The sequence below is a fragment of the Zhongshania sp. genome (assembly GCF_047636175.1).
Taxonomy (GTDB): Bacteria; Pseudomonadota; Gammaproteobacteria; order Pseudomonadales; family Spongiibacteraceae; genus Spongiibacter.
On the sequence record NZ_JBLIKC010000037.1, the window covers coordinates 1 to 22,431 of the forward strand.

Annotated in this window: 23 protein-coding genes; 16 read left to right on the top strand and 7 right to left on the bottom strand. The window is 51.6% G+C overall.

Features of this window, described 5'->3' with window-relative positions; genetic code table 11:
* The 6 genes from ACI955_RS16135 to ACI955_RS16160 form a co-directional block, all read left to right on the top strand.
* Positions 1-867: class I SAM-dependent methyltransferase (locus ACI955_RS16135; RefSeq protein ID WP_415244771.1), on the top strand; the 867-nt coding region annotated here is incomplete at its 5' end.
* Positions 868-1,854 carry a phytanoyl-CoA dioxygenase family protein gene (locus ACI955_RS16140; protein ID WP_415244772.1) on the top strand — a complete coding sequence of 329 codons (987 nt, stop codon included), beginning with the start codon at positions 868-870 and terminating at the stop codon, positions 1,852-1,854. It begins immediately after the preceding gene.
* Positions 1,855-1,863: 9 nt separating this feature from the next.
* Positions 1,864-3,138 (top strand): MFS transporter, encoded by a 1,275-nt coding sequence (locus ACI955_RS16145; RefSeq protein ID WP_415244773.1) that lies wholly within the window; start codon positions 1,864-1,866, stop codon positions 3,136-3,138.
* A gap of 493 nt (positions 3,139-3,631) precedes the next feature.
* Entirely contained in the window at positions 3,632-4,312 is a 681-nt protein-coding gene (locus ACI955_RS16150) for a GNAT family N-acetyltransferase (protein ID WP_415244774.1), read from the top strand.
* A 117-nt stretch (positions 4,313-4,429) separates the two neighbouring features.
* Complete coding sequence (locus ACI955_RS16155; protein WP_415244775.1) at positions 4,430-4,912, top strand: RNA methyltransferase; 483 nt, start codon at positions 4,430-4,432, stop codon at positions 4,910-4,912.
* Between the two features lie 449 nt (positions 4,913-5,361).
* Positions 5,362-6,117: a sulfite exporter TauE/SafE family protein gene (locus ACI955_RS16160; RefSeq protein ID WP_415244776.1), complete on the top strand. Its 756-nt coding sequence runs from the start codon at positions 5,362-5,364 to the stop codon at positions 6,115-6,117.
* Between the two features lie 15 nt (positions 6,118-6,132).
* On the opposite strand, the gene ACI955_RS16165 is transcribed toward ACI955_RS16160, so the two are convergent.
* The gene (locus ACI955_RS16165; protein ID WP_415244777.1) at positions 6,133-6,537 is read right to left on the bottom strand and encodes a PaaI family thioesterase; all 405 of its coding nucleotides are present in this window, start codon (positions 6,535-6,537) and stop codon (positions 6,133-6,135) included.
* A 505-nt stretch (positions 6,538-7,042) separates the two neighbouring features.
* Here ACI955_RS16165 and thiD point away from each other — a divergent pair.
* The 3 genes from thiD (at position 7,043) to ribA (ending at position 9,839) form a co-directional block, all read left to right on the top strand.
* Complete coding sequence (thiD, locus tag ACI955_RS16170; protein ID WP_415244778.1) at positions 7,043-8,524, top strand: bifunctional hydroxymethylpyrimidine kinase/phosphomethylpyrimidine kinase; 1,482 nt, start codon at positions 7,043-7,045, stop codon at positions 8,522-8,524.
* The gene (locus tag ACI955_RS16175; RefSeq protein WP_415244779.1) at positions 8,521-9,165 is read left to right on the top strand and encodes a TIGR02281 family clan AA aspartic protease; all 645 of its coding nucleotides are present in this window, start codon (positions 8,521-8,523) and stop codon (positions 9,163-9,165) included. The genes thiD and ACI955_RS16175 overlap by 4 nt, the downstream gene beginning before the upstream one ends.
* 89 nt (positions 9,166-9,254) lie before the next feature.
* Entirely contained in the window at positions 9,255-9,839 is a 585-nt protein-coding gene (gene ribA / locus ACI955_RS16180; protein ID WP_368374695.1) for a GTP cyclohydrolase II, read from the top strand.
* A gap of 189 nt (positions 9,840-10,028) precedes the next feature.
* On the opposite strand, the gene dxs is transcribed toward ribA, so the two are convergent.
* The 3 genes from dxs to ACI955_RS16195 form a co-directional block, all read right to left on the bottom strand.
* Complete coding sequence (gene dxs, locus ACI955_RS16185) at positions 10,029-11,957, bottom strand: 1-deoxy-D-xylulose-5-phosphate synthase (RefSeq protein ID WP_415244780.1); 1,929 nt, start codon at positions 11,955-11,957, stop codon at positions 10,029-10,031.
* A 147-nt stretch (positions 11,958-12,104) separates the two neighbouring features.
* Complete coding sequence (locus tag ACI955_RS16190) at positions 12,105-13,019, bottom strand: polyprenyl synthetase family protein (protein ID WP_415244781.1); 915 nt, start codon at positions 13,017-13,019, stop codon at positions 12,105-12,107.
* Between the two features lie 3 nt (positions 13,020-13,022).
* The gene (locus ACI955_RS16195; protein WP_368374698.1) at positions 13,023-13,256 is read right to left on the bottom strand and encodes an exodeoxyribonuclease VII small subunit; all 234 of its coding nucleotides are present in this window, start codon (positions 13,254-13,256) and stop codon (positions 13,023-13,025) included.
* A 146-nt stretch (positions 13,257-13,402) separates the two neighbouring features.
* Between ACI955_RS16195 and ACI955_RS16200 the strand changes: the two genes are divergently transcribed.
* From ACI955_RS16200 to ACI955_RS16215, 4 genes are all read left to right on the top strand, one after another.
* Positions 13,403-13,942, top strand: a complete 540-nt coding sequence (locus ACI955_RS16200) for a DUF924 family protein (protein WP_415244782.1) — start codon at positions 13,403-13,405, stop codon at positions 13,940-13,942.
* A 145-nt stretch (positions 13,943-14,087) separates the two neighbouring features.
* A complete protein-coding gene (locus ACI955_RS16205; RefSeq protein WP_415244783.1) occupies positions 14,088-14,609 on the top strand; it encodes a hypothetical protein in 522 nt (173 codons plus the stop codon).
* Between the two features lie 310 nt (positions 14,610-14,919).
* Positions 14,920-15,690: an SDR family NAD(P)-dependent oxidoreductase gene (locus ACI955_RS16210; RefSeq protein WP_415244784.1), complete on the top strand. Its 771-nt coding sequence runs from the start codon at positions 14,920-14,922 to the stop codon at positions 15,688-15,690.
* A 96-nt stretch (positions 15,691-15,786) separates the two neighbouring features.
* On the top strand, positions 15,787-16,734 hold the full coding sequence (locus ACI955_RS16215) for an alpha/beta hydrolase (RefSeq protein ID WP_415244785.1): 948 nt from the start codon (positions 15,787-15,789) through the stop codon (positions 16,732-16,734).
* 240 nt (positions 16,735-16,974) lie between these two features.
* Here the strand turns inward: ACI955_RS16215 and ACI955_RS16220 are convergent, their stop codons facing one another.
* A complete protein-coding gene (locus ACI955_RS16220) occupies positions 16,975-17,346 on the bottom strand; it encodes a hypothetical protein (protein ID WP_415244786.1) in 372 nt (123 codons plus the stop codon).
* A 30-nt stretch (positions 17,347-17,376) separates the two neighbouring features.
* A complete protein-coding gene (gene serA, locus ACI955_RS16225; RefSeq protein WP_415244787.1) occupies positions 17,377-18,603 on the bottom strand; it encodes a phosphoglycerate dehydrogenase in 1,227 nt (408 codons plus the stop codon).
* A gap of 92 nt (positions 18,604-18,695) precedes the next feature.
* On the opposite strand from serA, the gene ACI955_RS16230 reads away from it, so the two are divergent.
* Together ACI955_RS16230 and ACI955_RS16235 are read left to right on the top strand one after the other, a co-directional pair.
* A complete protein-coding gene (locus ACI955_RS16230; protein ID WP_415244788.1) occupies positions 18,696-20,105 on the top strand; it encodes an FAD-binding oxidoreductase in 1,410 nt (469 codons plus the stop codon).
* Positions 20,106-20,137: 32 nt separating this feature from the next.
* Positions 20,138-20,800, top strand: a complete 663-nt coding sequence (locus tag ACI955_RS16235) for a fumarylacetoacetate hydrolase family protein (protein ID WP_415244791.1) — start codon at positions 20,138-20,140, stop codon at positions 20,798-20,800.
* Between the two features lie 86 nt (positions 20,801-20,886).
* Here the strand turns inward: ACI955_RS16235 and rpiA are convergent, their stop codons facing one another.
* Positions 20,887-21,558: a ribose-5-phosphate isomerase RpiA gene (rpiA, locus tag ACI955_RS16240; RefSeq protein ID WP_415244789.1), complete on the bottom strand. Its 672-nt coding sequence runs from the start codon at positions 21,556-21,558 to the stop codon at positions 20,887-20,889.
* A gap of 287 nt (positions 21,559-21,845) precedes the next feature.
* Between rpiA and ACI955_RS16245 the strand changes: the two genes are divergently transcribed.
* A partial coding sequence (locus tag ACI955_RS16245) for a pyridoxal-phosphate dependent enzyme (protein WP_415244790.1) occupies positions 21,846-22,431 on the top strand: 586 nt, incomplete at its 3' end.

The following is a 22,431-nucleotide window of genomic DNA, read 5'->3' on the forward strand; positions in this document are numbered from 1 at the left end:
CATTGGAGTGACGAGGGGCGCGATGAGATGGAGGCCTTTTACGAGCTGGCGCGCGTTGACTACCGATATTTGGCTGAGGCCTATGATTGGGGGGCAGCATTCCAATCTCTGGCAAACCGAAAAAGCCGAGTCCGCTTGATCGATGTTGCCTGCGGCAGTGGCAAGTTTCCGCAAGCGTTACTGGCCTGCCCCGGCGTGGCCGATCTTTCTAATGCCGCTAACTTTAAGCTCGACTACGACTTGCTCGACCCGAGCGCATTTTCCTTGCGTGAGGCCAAACAAGCACTCGCCCCTCCGTTCACTGCAGGGTCCGAGTTTTGCTGCACGCTCCAGGATTGGAACGAGGACGCAGGGCTTTACGATATCGCATGGGCCACGCACGCACTCTACTGCGTGCCAGCTGAGGAGCTCGAGCAGGGGCTGGCGCGGATGTGCAGCTCACTTGCGCAGGACGGTTTTGGTTTCATTGCGCAGGGAATGCGCGATGGTCACTACGTCGGTTTTTATGATCAATATCTCGCAAGTATGGCGGGTGGCGATGGCACCCCATACAGTGATGGAGCTCAGGTCGAAACAGCGCTGAAAAACCTTGGCATGCAGGTGCAAACCCGCGTGCTTGATTACACTACGGTAGTGCCTGCAGGCCGGCCGGAGCTCCTCGAGTCTTATCTGCAGCGCTGTGCTTTTGATGATACTTTCAGCCTTGAAGAAATGCTGCTGCGCGAGCCACTGGCAGGCTATCTTGCGTCCTGCCACCACCTCGATTCCGGTGAGTATCGATTTCCACAGCGCGTCGGCATGACGCTTTTTTCTCACCGCCAGGCCGGCCTTACCTTGCGCGATGCCAAGGTGTCAGGAGTTGATTGAATGACAGATGAGTCTAGATTGAAGCCCCAAGATCGCGAAGAAGAGATGTCGGGTGAATGGCAGCATGACAACCAGCAGTGGTGGAATCAGTATATGGCCAGTGCAGACAATGAGATTGTCTTCGCACCCGGGTCTGCCGTTGAAAAAACTGAGGCGCCGGAACATATCGGGCCACTGCCAGCAATGTCTGAGCTCCAGGCTGAGCTTAACTCTTCCTATGAACTCGACCCGCTTGCGATCATTCAATTTAATCGCGATGGCTATGTGAAGCTGAAGCGAGTTCTCTCGCCCGGCGCGCTTGCCCTGCTGCGCCAGGAAATGGACACTACGCTGCGTGATGAACTTGGCGAGAACCCAAACCTAGATTTTCGCAGCGGTGAAATGATGTGGCTGACGAATGAGATATTTCGGCGCTTCGTTCTCAGTTCACGCATAGCAGAGATTGCTGCAGCCCTGATGGGTGTCGACCGCGTCAGGCTTTACCATGATAATGCGCTGGCCAAGGAGCCCGGCTGTGGCCGGACGCCCTGGCACTATGACGCAGAGCATTTTCCTATAGACAGTAAAAATGTCTGTACTGCGTGGATTCCGCTCCAGGCCATACCTCAAAATATGGGGCCGCTCGCGTTCGCGGTCGGAATGGAGACCTACCGGCTGGTCGAATCGGTGGAGAGCAGCAGGTTTGACATGAGCTATGACCGCACTGTTAGCAATGTGTTCGCGGAGCGCGGCGTGGATGTTGATGACGGTCCGTTTGGCTTGGGTGAGATCAGCTTTCACCACTCGCAGTCCTTTCACACTGCCGGCCCCAACAACACCACGGAGTCTCGGATGGTTCTCGCAACGACCTATTTCGGAGACGGTGCCTGTGTCATTCCCGCTCCGACGATGATCTCGGGCGATTGGCGTAAGTTTATGCCCGACGTCGACGCCGGCGAGCCAATACGCAGCCGCTACAACCCCGTGTGTTTTCCGCGTGAATGCTAAAACATCGCAGTGTTTGAGTTCATAAGGCGCAACTTTCGCTGGATCGCCGGCGGATTTATACTCACGTACTTTTCCAGCTTTGGACAAACGTACTTCATCTCCGCCTCTGTTTCGGAATGGCGGGCCATGTTTGGGCTGACGCATGGGGAGTTCGGGCGACTTTATATGTTTGCTACGCTGGCAAGCGCGCTTTGTATTCCATTTGTTGGGCGCCTTATAGACGTTGTGCAGGCCCATCTTATGGTAGCTTTGGTGGTGCCTATTCTGGCCGGGGCGACATTGCTTGCCGCTTACGCATCCTCACTGCCCATGCTCGTCTTCGCTATTTTTCTACTGCGGCTGTTTGGTCAGGGCATGATGACGAACATCGCGCTGACCTCGACGGGGCGATGGTTTGTTGCCGAGAGGGGCAGGGCGATATCGCTTGTTGTGCTCGGCCACCAGGGCGGCGAAGCCACAATACCACTGGCATTTGCCGCGCTTACCATTGCCTACGGATACCGTGTCGGTTGGCTTGCAGCCACCATTGCCTTAGTGGTCGTCGGTCTGCCGCTCGCTTATTGGTGCTACCGCACCCCGAGAGCACTGCCTCTATCAGCTTTAGCTGAACTTACCGAGCAAGATCGCCTACCGCACGCGCAGCCCTCAATGGAAGCAGCGACCCTGCCGGAAGTGCGCAGCTGGACGCGGGGGGAAGTTCTGAGAGACCCCATATTCTGGGCACTCCTCGCCGGTGTGCTGGCGCCAGCATTTATCGGCACTACAATCTTCTATCATCAGAATTATTTGACGGCCTTGCACAGCTGGCCACCGCAGTTGTTCGCTATGTCATTGCTGGTAATGGCGCTGACCACGGTTTGCTGCGCTTTGATTACGGGCGCTGTGATCGACCGTCTTAGCGCGACCTTGGTGTTGCCCTACTTCCTGCTGCCGCTTGCGGCTGCCTGTTTCGTCTTAGCCTACAGCGGGGCGGAAATAACGCTGTTCATTCTGATGGTGCTGCTCGGAATCAGCTACGGCATAGCATCGACACTTTTTGGGGCGCTCTGGCCAGAGATCTATGGGCTTGCGAATCTCGGCGCTGTGCGCTCTATTACCGTCTCGGCTGCGGTTCTGGCAACGGCCATAGGGCCCGGCATAACGGGCACCTTGATCGATCATGGCATGAGTCTGCCGGCGCAAATGATTTTTCTTGGCTGCTACTGTTTGTTGGCCGCGGGCGCTATGGCGATAGCATCGGTATTTTTACAGCGGCGTTTTTGTAATACAGCGTCAAATACGTAAATCTCACGCCGGGCAGTTACCGTTTGTCACCATCATAATGTGGTTGAGCTGATACTCTTCAATTCACTGACTGGGTCGCGTCCAGCTATACTTACACGTTGAAAAGCCTACTTGTATCAATAGTCTCAGACCTAATTATTTAGTAAACCTTAGGGTGTTTTTTTAACTAGAAGATACTTAAAAATAAACAGTGCATCAGAAGCTGTCAATCAAATAAACAAAGGTATAAATTGGAATATTAATGCCAAATTATTTTATTGGCTAAGGCAGCGTGGGGCTATCCAACAGGCGATTTAGCTATAATGATAATAGCTAGTGATTGCAAAGGTCTTGTGGCCTTATTTTGGTTTAACCACCGCCAAAAAATACCTGTTTAGGTGCTCGATCTAATAATATGGCAGTATTTTTTTGAGTTCTAATAAAAAACTATTCAGTTAAGAAAAAATATTAGGATTTATTTTGTGCTTACCGCATACGCTTTCAGGAAAGTAATATGACCAGCAGCATAATAGCAGCAGCGCTTCCCCTGACTGAAGGGCGGCGAAATTTGGAAGTGGGGTCCGTCCGCAAGCTCAGGGCGACTGAACTGCGGCAGTTCGCCGAGGTGCTGGCGTTGGCCTTCAATGATGATCCGCCTACTCGGTGGCTACTGCCAGACGATAATCGCCGCCAAGCATTGCTGGTCAAGGGTTTGCATCTTTGGGCTCGCCAGCTGTGGTTTCCACTGGGCGAGTGTCTGACGACCGCAAATGTGGTTGGCGCCGCGGCATGGATACCTCCGGGTGGCTGGGAGATTAGCCCGCTGCGGCAGTGGCTGCTGCTGCCGAGGGTCGCCTTGGTATTTGGCCGCGCCACTGCCAGAGTGATTTTGGCAATGTCGGCACTGGAGGCGAATCATCCCAAGGAGGCGCATTTTTATCTGCCCTTTGCGGGAGTTTTACCCGACTGGCAGGGCAAGGGGATTGGCACAGCGCTGCTGGCGCCGGTGCTTGAACGCTGCGATCGAGAGGGTATTGCGGCATATTTGGAGGCGTCATCCCCCACTAATCGGCGACTGTATGAGCGCCACGGCTTTGTGGTCACTGAGGAATTCAGCTTTGGCGCTGACGCCCCGCCGCTGTGGCGAATGTGGCGAGCGCCGCATTCGCACCCTAAAAACCGATTTGGAGAGTAGGCTCCCACCTTCACTTGGCAAGGGAGGTGGGAGGCCAAGATTAAGGGCGTGAGCAGGATTTGCTTTCTAGGCGCAATCCATAAACAATTAATGCCTGAATTATAATTTGAAGTCCCTATGAAAAATAACTATGCCTGCATTGGCTTATTTAATCCTAAATCCCCTGACAACGTTGGCGCAGTTATGCGCGCTGCTGGCTGCTATGGTGTCAATTCGGTGTTTTATACCGGAACCCGTTACGACCACGCCAAGCCCTTTTACACCGATACCCAGAAAAGCTATGAAACATTGCCGCTTATTTGCGTTAAAGATTTAAAAGACACTATCCCCTTTGGCTGCGTGCCGGTGGCGGTTGAGCTAATAGAAGGGGCCAAGTCGCTGACCACTTATAAGCATCCCGCCCGTGCCTTCTACATTTTTGGTCCAGAGGATGGCACCCTCAAAAAAGCGATTACCGATTTTTGCGATGATATTGTCTATATCCCCACAAATGGCTGCATGAATTTGGCGGCCACTGTAAATGTGGTGCTCTATGACCGCCTTGCCAAGGGTGATGATTTCTCGCACCATCAGGACGCGTTGCGAAAGCAATCCAAGTAAGTGCGCCAAACTGCGCCTTGAGTTCTAGTTAGTTGCGGTGAGAAGACGCTAGAGATCGGTATTCTGAATCCGGTTTTTGCCGCGTCGTAGTTATAGCGCCAGCATGGGCGCGGATGCTACCGCAACGCCGACGCTACTGCGGATGTTGGCGGGCTTATTGCGGGCCCGCGCCGCTTGCCGTGGAGAATTATAGTCGGAGATAGAATCTTTTAAGGTCTACCATTGGGCGTGTTCCTCATTAGTGGATTCTTTATTAGCTTGGGATCAGTGCGGATGTGATTGAAGAGAAAAGGAGTTTAAGTTCCCAGTAATGTCGCCCCGAAAAAGGCCAAAATCTGTGGCGACGACCGCCAAAATACTTTGGCGCCGTAGGTGTTAGGCTGGATGCTAATGTAAAAACTGCGCTCACGAGTGTGGCTTAGGTTTAATTAAATAAGGTTTTTATTCTGGTGATCGTAGACCCATTTTTTTACTTTTGTGCCGTGCCAGCAATACTGATTTTTGGTATGGCGAAAGGTGGCTTTGGTGGCGGCATTGCGGTGGTGTCGGTGCCGCTGATGAGCTTAGCTATTTCGCCGGTGCAGGCAGCGGCAATATTGCTGCCGATACTCTTGGTGATGGACGCGGTAGCACTGTGGAGTTTTCGCGGCCAGTGGGACAAAGCCAATATAAAAATATTATTGCCGGGTGCGGTGATCGGCATTGCACTTGGCAGTCTGGGATTTCATTATTTATCTGAAGATATGATCCGTATTTTAATCGGCCTAATTGCAGTCATTTTTTGTTTGAATTACTGGCTTACAAAGCCGTCGGTGATAGCGCAGGGGCCCAGTGTTATTCGCGGTGGATTTTGGGGTGCAGTCGCCGGTTTCACCAGTTTTGGTATTCATGCCGGTGGGCCGCCAGTGAATATGTATTTACTGCCGCAGCGCATGGAAAAGTCTTTACTGATGGGCACCATGGCGATATTTTTTGCCGTGGTAAATGTCATTAAGCTGGTGCCCTACAGCTTGCAGGGCAGCTTTGATCACACCAATTTAGTCACCGCGGCGGTGTTAATGCCCTTGGCGCCAGTGGGTGTGCGTCTGGGGTTTTACTTATTGCACAGGGTGAGCGAGCAGACTATTTACCGCATCTGCTATTTCTTTTTGTTTGTGGTGGGTGTCAATCTTTTGTTCGATGGCTGCGTGGGCGCTTTCGTGTAGCGCGAAGATTAGCCCTTACTCGCTGGGAATAGCGTAAGTACCCACTGCGTGAGCAACCATACGATCATCGCCCTCAGAATATAATGCCACTTCTCCAATAATTAACTGGCGTCCCACTTTGATGAGCTTGCACTCACCGATGATATCTTTATCTGCACTGGGTTTGCGTAAAAAATTAATATTGAGGTTGGTGGTTACCGCCAGCGCGACGATTCCTATCTCACCGAGGATAGCCGCGTATAAGCCAACGTCCGCGGTAGTCATTAATACTGGACCAGACACCGTGCCACCTGGACGCAATGATTGCGTATCAACTTGGTAGCGCACCGTGGCTGATTGTGGGCCAATGGCCTCTACTAGGCACGGGCTTTGGGGGAATTCTTTGGCTAGGAAGTCACAAATTGCTATTAGCGTGGTCATTAATTATTCTCGCGGCGTTGCTGCTTAGTATATTGCATAAGTAGGGGCTATGAAATTTAACGTTTGTAATTTGCTTGTTTAGATCTGTTTGGGCCTATTTTTTCTTGCGGGACCATTAATACGCTATAAACGTGGTGTTTTAAAACGAAGTAGACCGGGAGCTGCAGGCAGGCGAAGGAGGCTAAAGCAGAATGAGGTCTTTGACCTTGCCCCTGCGAGGTGATTGTAGACTTTAAAATCGTGGAGATATCTTATGACGGGGTGGGTTTGATAATGGCAAGCTAATAGTGGGAGACACACTTTAAGTTTTAATTTCAATGCGCGGGCATAATTGACTACACCGTTATTCGTTAAACGCCGCGATGTGGAGCGGCTGAGCTGCTTGCTGATTGTTAGCACTGAGTTTGATGATTGGGTCTTATGCTTATATATTTCGTCCGCGCTCTGTCGCCTTTGCCACCCTCCGCTATACTCATGATAGTCGCATCTAAAGAATTGAGAATTTATGGCAAGTCGTAGGAAACCTATTGCCTGGTGTATTGCCGGCTCTGATTCAGGCGGTGGCGCAGGTATTCAGGCCGATCTGGCAACCTTCCATGATTTTGGCGTGCATGGCTGCACGATTATCACCGCCATTGCTGCACAAAATAGCTTTGCCGTCGGTCATGTGTCCGTCACGCCACGGCGCACACTTGCAGCGCAAATTAACGCCCTAGACAGCGATCTTCAAGCCGATGTTATTAAGCTTGGGATGCTGGCCTCGGAAGAGGTCGTGGCGATGATTAGCAAGTATCTAGAGACCTTTCCAGGCTTTGTTGTGTGCGATCCGGTTATGTCGTCTAGTATTAATGGCGAGCTAATGCCCGAAGGCATTTGCAATATGTTGATAGAAAAAATACTGCCCCGAGCTGATTTGCTCACACCGAATCTCCATGAGGCAGAGAGCCTCTTGAATCGATCTATTGACAGCCTCGACGACGTGGAGCGGGCGGCGGCTGATATTGTCGCGCTGGGCGCGCGCTCAGTCTTGCTTACCGGTGGTCATGCAAATGCGCGCAATAATGAACGTCATGATTATTGGACCGACGGCGAGCAGGGGTTTTGGCTTAGTGGTCCAAATATAGACACTCTCAATACTCGCGGTGCCGGCTGTACTTTATCGTCGGCGATTGCGGCGGCAGTGGCTCGCGGTTACGCACTGAGCGACGCCATGGTGATCGCGAAGGCCTATGTGAGCCAAGGTTTGAGGATGTCGGTACAACTTGGCAGCGGCCCTGGCTCGGTTGGTCATATTGGTTGGCCACAGCGGCTGGCTGATCTACCTAGTTTGAGTCGTCATTTGCCGGATCATGGCCGCCGTCTGACCTTTGCGTCCTGCGATGGTGGCTTGGGTCTATACCCGATAGTGGATAGTGCCGCGTGGATCTCACGGTTATTGGCCTGTGGGGTGAAGACCATTCAGTTGCGAGTAAAACATTTAAGCGGCGAAGCGCTGCAACAAGAGGTGCGCGAGGCTGTCACTCTGGGCAAGCAGTTTAATGCCCGAGTTTTGATTAATGACCACTGGCAGCTGGCTATTAGCGAAGGGGCTTACGGCGTTCATCTAGGGCAGGCGGATTTGGATCTTGCCGATATGGCGGCGATAGCTAATGCTGGTTTGCGTCTGGGTATCACTACTCATACTTATAATGAAGTTGCGCGAGCCCACAGTTTACGGCCCAGCTATATTGCGATTGGGCCAATATACTCCGCTGCCAATAAAAACGTACCTTGGACGCCCCAAGGTGTGCCGCAATTGCGACGTTGGGTGGCGATGTTGTCGGCAGATTATCTCTTAACTGCGGTTGGCGGTATTGATTTCAAACGCGCCAAAGATGTCTTAGCTACGGGTGTGGGTAGCGTGGCACTGGTCAGTGCGATTACCCAAGCCGACAATCCCGAAGCGGTGGTGGCAGAGCTTATGGCGATGCACGAGATGGCGGCGTGACCTCGCGTTTTATGGCAGGCGTGTTGCTCGCTGTGGTAAGTATTACCTTGCAGGCCGCGCCTGCGCAGATAGTGGTGCGAGGGCTATTTGAGCAGGCGGCGCTGCTAGAAATTGACGGTCATCAACAATTTCTAAGGGCCGGCCAGCGGGATTCGTCGGGATTGTTACTGGTGTCTGCGACACCCCGAGAGGCGGTGATAGATATTGATGGTCAGCGCAAAACCCTGACGTTGAGCAATCGGATCGGCACTATTTATCGCGAGGCGTCACCAAGCTCGGTGTCGTTACACAAAGACAATCGCAAGCAATATCGGACCCGCGTCAGCATTAATGGCCGCATTGCTGATGCCTTGGTCGATACCGGCGCAACGTCGGTGACGATGAGCGCTAGCCAGGCCGATCAGTTGGGGATTTCCTATTTAGATGGCAGGCCCACCTCCGTGGCGACTGCTGGCGGCGTAAAAAAGGCCTTCGGTATTGTATTGAGCCGGGTACAGGTCGGTGATATCAAGACCCAAGAGGTCGCCGCAGTGGTTATTGATGGCGATGATCCCCATGTGATTCTGCTGGGAATGAGCTTTTTAGAGCATGTCGATCTGCAAGAGCGCGACAATATTTTGGTTCTTAAGGCACGTTATTAATATTGCTAGCAAGGATTCTTGGCGCAATAGTCGCCTCGCGGCCGCGGTGCTGATAAAATGCGCCACCGGTTTTGCTCGTGGAGATACCCGTGGCAGTTAGTTTTATAGAAGCCTCTAAACTTCCCACCCCATGGGGGGTGTTTGATATTCATGGTTTTGAGGACACCGATAATGGTAAAGAGCACGTCGTTCTTACCCTTGGCGACGTCGGCAATGGTGAGCCTGTGTTGGCGCGGGTGCATTCAGAGTGCCTGACGGGCGATGCTTTATTTAGCATGCGTTGCGACTGCGGCTCACAATTGCGGGCCGCGCTAGAGAAAATCGCGGAGCAGGGCACGGGCGCGCTATTCTATTTGCGGCAAGAAGGTCGTGGCATTGGCCTGCTGAATAAAATTCGCGCTTATAAACTCCAGGATGCCGGAGCCGATACCGTTGAAGCGAACGAGCAGTTGGGCTTTGGTGCAGACATGCGCGACTACAGTTTGTTGGCGGTAATGTGCGAACACCTGCACATCAGCAAAGTGCGATTAATGACCAATAACCCACGCAAGGTGAGTGCGCTTACCGATCAGGGTGTAGAAGTGGTTGAACGCCTGCCTTTGCAAACCGGACAAAACCCCCACAATGCAAAATACTTAGCAACCAAATCGGGCAAGCTTGGCCATTTGTATTAGGATGATTATTATTCAAATTAATAAAGCCTAGTAGTCAGGCGCTTTATTAATTTGCAGAGTGTCATTCTGATCTTTGCAGTTGTTCAATATAAGGTTGCTACCTACAGCCCTGAAGTTAGTCGCAGCCTCTTTCTGCAGGGCGCTAAACGGCTCCGTACAGCCGCCTCACGCAATATCCATATCGTCGATTTAGTGTTGCGCAGTTGCCGCTAGGCTGGCCTGAAGTTCGGGGATGGCCGCGGCGCGGCGGCGAATGCTGGCGATGATGCCTTCGCTGTCTAAGCCGATATCGCGCAGTAACTGCTGATGTTTGCCATGGTCAATAAATTGATCTGGCAAGCCTAATTGCAGCACCGGTAGCCAGCGGCCTTGCTGGTTAAGGTATTCGCACACGGCGCTGCCGGCGCCACCGGCAATAACGTTTTCTTCTAGCGTGACCAGCAGGGTGTGATCGTCAGCTAGGGCGTCTATCAGTTCAGTATCCAGCGGTTTTACAAAGCGCATATCGGCAACCGTAGCGCCTATTGCGTCTGCGGCACTGATGGCCGCGCTCAATAAGGTGCCAAAGCTAAGAATCGCGATTTTTGTGCCTTCGCGAACAATGCGGCCCTTGCCTATTTCCAGTGGCGCCATCGCCTTTTGAATTTCTACCCCAGGACCTGTGCCGCGTGGGTACCTAACAGCGGCTGGGCCTGGGTAATGATAAGCGGTGTGAAGCATTTGCCGCGTTTCGTTTTCATCGGCGGGTGCCATTACGATCATATTCGGGATGCAGCGCAAAAAGCTAAGGTCAAAGGCGCCGGCATGGGTTGGGCCGTCTTCACCGACCAGTCCAGCGCGGTCAATACCAAAGGTGACATCCAAGTTCTGCAGTGCAATATCGTGGATTAACTGGTCGTAGGCGCGCTGTAAGAATGTGGAATAAATAGCGATAACCGGCTTTAAGCCGTCGCAGGCCATGCCCGCTGCAAAGGTTAGAGCGTGTTGCTCGGCAATGGCGACATCGTAGAAGCGATCGGCAAAACGTTCAGAATATTCGAGCATGCCAGAGCCTTCGCACATGGCGGGCGTAATGGCGACCAACTCGGGGCTCAATTCGGCTTGATCACAAAGCCAGCGACCAAAGATGTCTTGGTATTTAGGTAGCTTGGCTTTCGCTGTGGGAATCTGGCTGTTAATGGGTTTGGGTTCAATTTTAGAGATCGCGTGAAAACCCACTGGGTCTTCTTCTGCGGGCGTGTAGCCCTTGCCCTTGCGTGTCATGATATGCAGCATTTGCGGGCCGGGAAGCTCGCGCAAATTACGCAGTGTGGGCACCAAAATATTGAGGTCGTGGCCGTCTATGGGCCCAATATAATTAAAGCCCAGTTCTTCAAACAGGGTTGCCGGTGACACCATGCCCTTCATATATTCTTCAAGTCTGGCGGCAATGTCGGTGGCTGAACGCGGGAATTTTGAGAGGACGGATTTACCGCTGCTGCGTATTTGATTGTAGGTTTTAGACGCCCACATTTTGGAAAAGTAAGTGTTCAGGCCGCCGGTATTTTTGGAAATCGACATTTGATTGTCATTGAGCACAACCAGCATATTCGCGCCGGTGTGACTGGCATGGGTGATGGCTTCAAAGGCCATGCCGGCGGTCATCGCGCCGTCGCCAATCACCGCCACGGTATGGCGGTCGAGTTCTTGCTGACGCGAAGCGATCGCCATGCCTAATGCGGCGCTGATACTGGTACTAGAATGGCCTACACCAAAGGTGTCGTAAGGGCTTTCTTCGCGTTTAGGGAAACCGGCAAGCCCGCCCGCTTTGCGCATGCCGTCCATACGATCGCGACGGCCGGTCAAAATTTTGTGGGGATAACACTGATGACCAACATCCCATACCAAGCGATCTTCTGGGGTGTTGTAAATATAGTGCAGGGCAATGGTCAGCTCGACTACACCGAGTCCCGCGCCAAAGTGGCCGCCGGTTTGTCCCACGGTGTAAAGCAAGTATTCCCTTAGTTGCAGGGCCAGCGCGCCTAATTCATTTTCGTTCAGGCGACGCAGATCGGCTGTGGAGTCGATCGTGTCCAGCAATGGTGTGGTTGGCCTTGTAAGGGGGATTTCCTGAAACATCTAACGTAAACCCAGAACCTGTGAAAGGGGCAAGATTGTAAACGAATTTGTACTATTTTACCTATCCGTATATAGCATTATGGTCATTTCAGCATGCGCCTATCAAACAATCGAAAAAACCTGATGCAGCCGCGTCGTGTCTACGCCCTAATATTGGCGGTCAATAATGTAGTGCGACAGCGCGCGCAATGGGTCGGCTCGCTTGTCAAAGTCACTGAGGGCGGTCAATGCGCGCTGATGTAATTCCTCAGCCAAGGCCTTGGCGCCAGCGAGACCCAAGAGGGCGGGGAAGGTGGGTTTGTTTCGGGCTTGGTCGGCACCTTGGGTTTTGCCCAGCGTTTCGGTGTTGCTTTCAATGTCGATAATATCGTCTTGGACCTGAAACGACAGACCTATTGCCTTGCCGTATTCATCCAGTTTGGTGATCTGGTCTGGACGAGCTTCGCACCAGCTGGCCGTCATGCTCAAGGCGACTCGGATTAGCGCGCCGGTCTTAAGCTGATGCATGGTTTGCAATGCGCTTAGGTCGAGTTGTTGATTTATTGCGGCGAGGTCAATGGCTTGGCCGCCGACCATGCCCCGTGGACCGGCTGCGGCGCTAAGCTGACGGATTAACGCTAGCTTGGTGCTGTCTTGCTCGCCTGGCAGATTGGCGAGTAGTTCAAATGCGCGTGCCTGCAGGGCATCGCCGACCAGAATGGCGGTCGCTTCGTCATAGGCGATATGGCAGGTGGGCTTGCCTCGGCGCAGATTGTCGTTGTCCATGGCGGGTAAATCGTCGTGAACCAGAGAGTAGGCGTGCACCATTTCAATAGCGCAGGCAATATCGTCTAGTCCTTCGACGTTGCTGCCCAGGGCTTGCGCCACAGCGTAAACCAAAGTGGCGCGCACTCGTTTGCCGCCATTGAGAAGGCTGTATAGGCTGGCTTCGCTCAGAGTGTGTAGACGGGTAGACGCATCAATATCGGCAAATTCGCTGCCGGTATTTTGCATCCGCTCTGGTAGTGCGCTTTGTACCCGTTGCTGACAGCTAGCGAGAAAGTCCGAAAACTCTCTATTCATCAATTAGTTATCCGTATCTAAAGTTTTACTGACGATGTCGCCGTCTTTTTCCATTAGTAGCTGCACTTTTTGCTCGGCATCAGCGAGTGCACGCTGACAATCACGGCTTAACTGCATGCCGTTTTCGAAGGCTTTTAGTGAGTCTTCTAGGCTCAGTTCACCAGACTCCATGCTCTGCACTAGTTTTTCTAGGTCAGTGAGCGAAGTTTCGAAATTAACTGTTTTTGCTTTGGGCATCGGCCTCTCCTGAACACTGTGTGGCCTTGTTGCCGTAACATATTCTAACAGTGTCTGACGGAATCAGGGTAATTCCGCACTTACAGTTTATGGATTTATGGTGATAATAGGCAGTGTTTGTAAGAAACAAGGAGTAGCCGCTAGCTATGCATTATCGCGCAATAATGGAATTTTGGTTTGCTGAGCTACCGCCTTCAGCGTGGTTTGGCAGTAGCGCTAAACTTGATAGCACTATCGCTAGTCGCTTTGGTGACATTCATCAGGCGGCGATAGCCGGAGAGCTATACTCTTGGCGCAATAAGCCAATGGGCCGACTAGCGGAGATCATTGTGTTGGATCAGTTTTCTCGCAATATCTTTCGCAATACCCCTAGCGCCTTTGCAGCTGATGGTCAGGCCTTGGTGTTGGCGCAGGAAGCGATTCGCGTTCACGCCGAAGCTGAATTGACACCCGAGCAATGCGTCTTTTTATATATGCCTTATATGCACAGTGAGTCGCTAGCAATTCAAAGTGCGTCCCTGCGACTTTACAAGGCCTTAGGCATAGAGAAAAATTACGACTTTGCGCTTGCCCACCAACAGATTATTTCTCGCTTTGGTCGTTACCCGCATCGCAATGAGATTTTGGGGCGGCCGTCGTCAGTTGAAGAGCAGGCATTTTTGCAGGAAGCGGTATCGTCATTTTAATACAAACCCCGAAGCACTCAGGTTTTGCTTTGCTTTTGAGGCACTTTAAAGCTCGTGCTTTACCACGTTACGCTTGCGCTAGTGGTGGCTGAATCAGACCTTTCCTTGTAGGCTTCCGCAGAATAATCGTAATTGGAGTGGAAACATGCGACAACTTTTGCCGCTGAGTATCGTATTTGCTTGCTTATTCGCGGCGCCGGTATGGGCTGAATGTGCTTATCCGGATAGCGACCGGGGCGACGCCCCTGCCTGGGTGTGTAATCTCGATGTTTATGAGGGCGCTGACTTCCTCGCTTATGGTGATAAAAGCCGCCTGCCATCCATTTCACTTCAGAGCCGGCTTGCCGCAAAGGTAGCGATGGTGGCCGTAGTGAGTAAGTTGCTTGACTATGCCAAGGCTGAACTTACTGCCGAATTACCTCCAGAAACGCTGCTGGTATCGCCGGCTGCAGATGATTGGTCTCGGGTCGCCAAATTCAAGGGAATGAGAATTTTGGAGAAAACGGCAAGCCCGCAGCGCCATTTATATGTTCTGGCTGGGGTTGAGCCAGACGTCCGCGATGAGTTGATTGCGGTAGCTAGAAAAGAAGTGTTGAGCGAAAATAAAAAGAGTTTGATTGCGCAGCTCGGCAAAGAAACTTGGCAAAAACTGGCTGCGACTAAATAGGCTAAATCATCCCGGCTGGGCCAGCCGCAGCTTATGTCGGCTAAGTCTTAAGGAATGACAGCGGTGTGCTATTTTTGTAGCCTTTGTGCACGCCTTTTTCGCCGCTGTTGTGGTATTTCGCTAGCGTATTGCTTTTACTGCTTAAAATAAGCTTAGCTTATGGGCTTTGCTGGCATGGTATTGGATGTCTGCTTAGTGGTTTGCCAGCAATATCACCTAAGGTACTATATCGCACCGATTGGGGTCGCAATGATTAGTGTTGTAGCGATTAGTCGGACCGATTAGATGGTAAATAAAAAAAGGATAGGGAATGAGCACGCCTTCGCGGACAGAAATTGCATTGATCACAGGTGCCTCGGCAGGAATTGGACGGGCATTTGCGTTGCAACTTGCACCCCGCTGCAAGGACATGATTTTGGTTGGTCGTGATCCAGCTAAGCTAGCTAAGGTGGTGGCCGAGCTAGAGAGCCCCGGTCTAACTATTACTAGCTTTGCCCTAGACTTGACGGTTACCGAGGGTGTTACTCGGGTAATGGAGGCTATTCGCCAGAAAGGCCCGGTCACTATACTCATTAATAATGCCGGTTTTGCTAGCTTTGGGAAGTTTGCCGAATCTGATTTAGATATAGAGATGGCCATGGTGAATTTGCACTGCAATGCCAGTTTGGCACTGTGCCGCGCCGCTTTACCTTATATGAAACAAGAGGGACGTGGCGTGGTGATAAACGTGTCTTCGCTCGGCAGCTTCTTTCCATTGAAATATTCTGCAGTGTATGGCGCGAGCAAGACGTTTTTAACCATGTTTTCACAGGCGCTTCAGCTGGAAGTGCAGGCAGACGGTATTCGGGTTCAGTGTTTGTGTCCCGGCTATACGCGCAGTGATTTTGGTGACCGGGGGCCTATGGCTAAGGCCGATGCCAGTAGGGTGCCAGATGAGCTGTGGTGGGCGGCGGAAGACATTGTTGCGGTTAGCCTTACTCAGCTAGAAAGTGAGTCTGGCGGTGTGCTTTGTTTGCCTGACGAATCCAGTCGTAAACTTGTGCAGCAGGCCTTGTCGGCTCAGGCTGCTGAATTTGCCTAGGGTTTGAATAGACTCCCCTCTGCTTAGTTCGGTTATGACTGAGGCGGCATATTGGTAAGCGATTTTATTGAATAAGCTATTTTTGGAGCAATTCCATTGACTACTTGGTCTGCAGATTTTGACCCGCTCAACTTGCCATCGCTGCCAGATATATCGGTAAACAGTGTGATTGCCGATCTCGATTGGGCGCTAGCCTACAGCCGCTACTTTGACACCAATTTTGAAGCGACTTATTCGGGGCTTAGGCATTTATTTGGTGGCTTTGACAGCGCTGGCGAACGCATTGCAATGCAGGTGTTTAGTTTGCCGGACGCCCACAGCACGGCCTTTGTCTATCACGGCTACTACGACCACGTTGGTTTATTTAATAATGTTATCAATTATTTTTTAAAGCATGGGTATTCCGTTGTTGCCTATGACTTGCCGGGCCACGGTTTGTCGACCGGAGAGCGTGCGGCCATTGATGACTTTATGCGTTATCGACAAGTCTTGAGCGATGCCTTTAGAGTGGTTGCTGATTTTGGCTTGCCGGCGCGGCGAGTTGGCTTGGCACAAAGCACCGGTTGTGCCGTGCTAATGTCACATCTATTGAGCGGCGGTGAGGGCGATTTTGATCGCGTGGTGCTGTTGGCGCCGCTATTGCGGCCTACGAAGTGGGGTTGGGGTAGACCAGCGCATGCGCTGTTAAAATACTTTATTCATAGTCTGCCGCGTAAATTTGCCGATAATTCTGACGATCAGATTTTTCTGGAATTTTTGCGCGAGAGAGATCCCCTGCAAGCGAGAATATTGCCGGTGAGCTGGGTGGGGGCACTAAAAAAATGGCAGTCATGGTTTCTTCGCCAAGCGCCGGTGGCCAGCTCGATGTTGATTTTACAGGGTGATGAGGACGACACGGTTGATTGGCAATATAACTTGCCGCGCATTCAGCGCAAATTTCCCCATGCCAAAATCATTCATGTGCCAGGCGCTAGACATCATTTGGCGAAAGAGGCTGAGACGTTTAGGGAGCAGTTATGGCAGGCCTGCGATGATTATCTATAGGCATCTTGTGAAGGTGTAAAGCGCTAAATAGAACTGGGGCAATTTGGCTGCTAAGTAAGCAAGCACATAGGAGTGCGCGTTGAAAATGGAATTGAAAAACATTGGCTTCCTATCCGGTCTCTTAACACCATACTAGAAAATTCAGTTTTAATCGCGAAGGCATTCGACACAGGCAGTCCCTGCTAAAAGTATCCCAATGATTTCCTGCTTTGGCCTAAGCTATGTGCAGAGGTTCGAGGATTAACCCACCGACGGTGGCGTAGTATTCGCCACCCATTCCCACCATTGGTGCTCACCCTCTGGCTTGCTCTTGTCTTGGCAGCGATGCACATCCCAGGTCACTAAGTAGTCTGGATTGTTAATGGCTTCCCCGTCGCCGGTTTTGTAATCTCCCGCTGGGGCGACAAACCATGACGCCATTGATGAGGGCAGAGTGAACTCTTCCTCGTCAGTTTGGCGCAGGGTGATGCCTTCTTTTATTGTGACTCTGACCACAGTGCCGGCCAGCATTCTCTGCTGCAGGGCATCGCCGGTGATATCAAAATAACTGATTCCTACCAGCGCCCGCTTGTCTAGCAAGGCGGCGAGTTCGGGGGAGAGAATGTCAGCCATTTTCGACGAGGCTTCCTGTAAGTAGTGAGTTTAGAACAAAACGCGGCAGCGAATAGTGCCCTTCACATGCAATAATTTCTCAACTGCAAACTCGCTAGAGCCTTCGTCAATATCCATTACCACGTAACCGACTTGCTCGCTGGTTTGCAGATATTGGCTGCAAACGTTGATGTTGTTGTCAGAAAAAATCAGGTTAATCGCGCTGAGTATTCCCGGAACATTATGGTGAATATGCAGAATACGGTGTTTGCCGGGGTGAGCTGGCAGCGCCACTTCCGGGAAGTTAACCGATGAGGTGCTGGTGCCGTTGTCTGAATATTTGACCAGTTTATCTGCGACTTCCATGCCGATATTAAGCTGGGCTTCGACGGTTGACCCGCCAACATGGGGGGTCAGAAATACATTGTCAAAGTCGCGCAGCGGTGAAATAAACTCATCGCTATTGCTGCGCGGCTCTTCTGGGAAAACATCGATTGCCGCGCCAGCTAATTTATTGTCGCGCAAAGCATTCACTAGGGCGTCAATATCCACGACGGTGCCACGCGCCGCATTAATTAGAATTGCGCCAGTCTTCATTTGGGTAAATTCATTGGCGCCGATCATCATCTGAGTCGATGCCGTCTCCGGCACATGCAGGGTGATAATGTCAGAAGTGGCCAGTAACTCACCCATGCTGACTTGGCTGGCATTACCCAACGGCAATTTATTGACTACATCAGTAAAGCAGACATCCATGCCCAAGCTTTCGGCAATAACAGATAGCTGCATACCAATTGAGCCATAGCCAATGATGCCGAGGCGTTTGCCGCGAATCTCATAGGAGCCAACAGCCGTTTTGAGCCATTCACCACGGTGAGCTGCGGCATTTTTTTCAGCCAGACCGCGCATCAATAAGATGGCCTCGGCAATAACCAGTTCGGCGACCGAGCGGGTGTTTGAGAACGGCGCGTTAAATACTGCAATACCGTGCTCGGTGGCAGCCTGTAGGTTAACTTGGTTGGTTCCAATACAAAAACAGCCGACTGCAATCAGTTTTTTCGCTTCGTCGAGCACTTCTGCGGTGAGCTGGGTGCGCGAGCGGATGCCGACAAAATGGGCGTCGGCGATCTTTTTCTTAAGTTCATCGTCGGGCAGGGCTTTCTGATAGTAGTCAATATTGGTGTAACCTGCTGTATGCAGGGCATCGACAGCGGACTGGTGAAGTCCTTCCAATAATAGGAATTTGATTTTGGCTTTGTCGAGGGATGTTTTTGCCATGAGTATGTTCGCCCCACTCTGAGGTACAGTGAAAGCGCAGTATGGTATCATAAGCGTCTTTCCCAAGTGCTATTCAGAGAGGCATTTTTACCATGTCGACAAGCCCCTTACCGTCCTCCGAAACCATTATTAGTGAGCTACAGGCGATAGTCGGTAACGACAAAGTACGCAGTGATGCTGAAATCCTGTTAAGTCATGGCCAAGATTGGACTAGAGTCCATACCCCGGCGCCCTTGGCAGTGGTATTTCCCCGCACGACTTTAGAGGTGCAAGCGGTGGTGAAACTGGCAAATCAATTAGCATTTGCCATAGTGCCGTCGGGTGGGCGCACCGGTTTGAGTGGCGGCGCGGTAGCGGCGAATGGCGAAGTGGTGGTGTCCTTTGATTATATGAGCCATATCAGTGACTTCGACCCGATAGATCGCACGGTAGTGTGCCAGGCCGGGGTGGTTACTGAACAGCTGCAGAATTTTGCCGAGGAGCACACCTTATTTTATCCCGTTGATTTTGCATCGGCTGGTTCGTCGCAAATTGGCGGTAATATCGCCACCAACGCCGGTGGTATTAAAGTGATTCGCTACGGCATGACCCGCGACTGGGTTGCGGGTTTGAAGGTGGTGACAGGTAATGGCGATATATTGGAGCTAAATCGCGGTTTGCTGAAAAATAATGCCGGCTACGATCTGCGTCAGCTCTTTATTGGCGCTGAAGGCACCTTGGGGCTGATTGTGGAAGCCACCATGCAGCTCACGCGACCGCCCAAGAATCTCACTGCCTTTGTGTTGGGGGTTGAAGATTTTAGCGGCATTATGAATTTGTTTAATCGCTTTCAGGCGGAGATGGATCTGACGGCGTTTGAGTTTTTCTCAGAGCAGGCCCTGCAGAAGGTCGTTGTCCATAGCGGCGTGCCGCGTCCCTTTGAATCGACTTGCCCTTACTATGCCCTGCTAGAATTTGAGTGCCTAAATGACGAGGTTGAGGCGCAGGCGATGGCTTTGTTTGAGGCTTGCATGGAAGAGGGCTGGGTTACTGACGGCGTGATGAGCCAGAGTCTGGAGCAGCTTAAAAATTTATGGCGCCTGCGTGAAGATATTTCGGAAACCATTTCCAGGTGGACGCCGTACAAAAACGACATTTCTACCATTATTTCTCGCGTGCCGAACTTTCTGGAATCGGTTGAAGCCTTGGTCAGCGCTCAGTATCCAGATTTCGAAATTATTTGGTTCGGTCATATTGGTGACGGCAATTTACACCTCAATATTCTTAAGCCTGATGACATGGATAAAAACGAGTTCTTTGATAAATGCAGCACGGTGAGTGTGGGCGTATTTGAAATTGTTGCCAAGTTTGGTGGCAGCGTGTCGGCGGAACATGGCGTGGGGCTGCTTAAAAAGGCCTACTTACCTTATTCGCGCTCAGAGATAGAAATAGGCCTAATGCGGCAAATTAAGCAGATTTTTGATCCTAAAGGGGTCATGAATCCAGGCAAGATTTTTGATTGATCGACGAGTTTTAGAAAGGGTTTGTCACTATGCTGAGGTATAGCCATCGCTTTGTCGATCATACTGAATTCCCCCATGCGGCGGGCAAGGCGGTTTGCGTAGGTCGCAACTATGCAGATCACGCCAAAGAGCTTGGTAATGAGATCCCGACATCGCCGCTGTTGTTTATGAAGCCCGGAACTGCAATGGTGGCAATGGCTGAGCCATTGGCGCTGCCTGAGGGTTTAGGCGCCTGTCACCACGAATTAGAAATGGCCTTGTTGATTGGGCAGCCGCTGAGTAGGGCGGCGCCAAAAGAAAGTCGCGCTGCCATTGCTGGTGTTGGGCTGGCATTAGATTTGACCTTGCGGGAGTTGCAAGATGAACTCAAGAAAAAGGGGCAGCCCTGGGAGCGCGCCAAAGCATTTGATGGCGCTTGCCCGCTGGCCGAGTTTGTTGTTTTTGATCAGGCCTTAGATTTTTCATTGCTGACTTTACGCCTCAGCCGCAATGGCATCGTGCAACAGCAGGGCAGCTGTGGCGATATGTTATTTAGTGTTGAAAATTTATTGAGTGAAATTAGCCACAGTTTTAGCTTAATGCCCGGTGATGTGGTGTTAACAGGTACGCCGGCTGGTGTTGGGCCGCTGAGTTCCGGTGACCACTTGCTTGCTGAATTAGGTGATTTTTTGAGAGTTGAGACTGTGGTGCGATGATAGGTAATAGTGGGTCGCTAAAAAGCGGGGCTATTGGCAGGGTAGTAAATTACTAGGGGCTGTAAATCGCCCCTAGTGGCACACAGTTAGGCTTTGAGAATTCTCACCCCAGTCGGGGTGCCTAGCAGCAGTACATCGGCTGGCCGACAGGCGAAAAGTCCATTGGTGACTACGCCAGTAATGTTGTTGAGTTCTTCTTCGGTCTTACGCGGCGTGCTAATCATGAAGTCGTAGACGTCAATAATGATATTGCCATTATCTGTTGTTACGCCCTCGCGATAGACCGGGTTGCCGCCCAATTTAACGAGCTCCCGTGCCACGTAACTGCGCGCCATTGGAATGACTTCTACGGGGAGAGGGAAGGCGCCGAGTTGGCCGACCAGCTTGCTGCCATCAGCGATACAAACAAATTCTTTGCTGGCTGCGGCGACAATTTTTTCTCGGGTTAGGGCTGCGCCGCCGCCCTTAATTAATTCCAGTCGCTCGTTGGCCTCATCTGCGCCATCAACGTATACCGCAATGGTGCCGGTGGTATTTAGCTCAAAGACTTCTATGCCGTGTTTGCGCAGGCGCTGCGCAGATGCTTCTGAACTGGCAACGGTGCCCTTGATGTCACCTTTAAATTTTGCCAATAAGTCGATGAAAAAGTTGGCGGTGGAGCCGGTGCCAATGCCGATAATTTCGCCATCGAGTATGGCCGGCGTGATGTGATCAATTGCGGCCTGTGCTACCGCAAGTTTTAGCTCATCTTGTGTCATTGTCGACCTTTGCTGTTTATTGCGCTGGGGGTAGATTGTGAACAAGTATAAAATTGCTAGCGGTCAATTGCGAGGTGCAAATATCTGCGGTCCGCGGGCCTCGGTTTGGGGTTCTGCGATTTGCCGCTGTAGTTAAGTAGTAAGAGGGGCGTAAACGAGGCGGCTGGCGCCGGTACTTGTTTCGCTTTGTATGCTGCGGGTTTGCTGCGCTTTGTCTTTAGACGCGGTAGACTCGCTAGCTGAATTTTTGCGTATTTTTTGCGCAGTAATGGAGACCGCACAGAGCCATGCCCGAGAGTTATGTTAAAAAAATCCTGAAAGCTCGTGTCTATGATGTCGCTATAGAATCGCCCGTTGATCGCATGAATTTAATGAGCAAGCGACTGGCTAACGAGGTTTTGTTGAAGCGCGAGGATTTGCAGCCGGTATTTTCTTTTAAGCTGCGCGGCGCCTATAACAAAATGATGAGCCTTAGTGCCGAAGAGCTAAGCCGAGGTGTGGTTGCGGCCTCGGCCGGTAATCACGCCCAAGGTTTGGCGCTGGCTGCTTTAAAACTTGGTGTTAAGGCGACCATTGTGATGCCTAGAACGACGCCGCAAATTAAAGTGGATGCGGTGCGGGCCCGTAGTGGCAAAGTTATATTGCATGGCGATACCTATGACGAGGCCTCGATCTTTGCCAAAAAACTGGTTGATGAAAAGGGCATGGTTTATGTTCACCCCTACGACGATCCAGAAATTATTGCTGGTCAGGGCACTGTCGGTATGGAAATTCTTCGTCAGGTGACAGGGCCACTGGACGCTGTTTTTGTGCCGGTTGGCGGTGGTGGTCTAGCGGCGGGTGTTGCTGCATACATTAAATATGTTCGTCCAG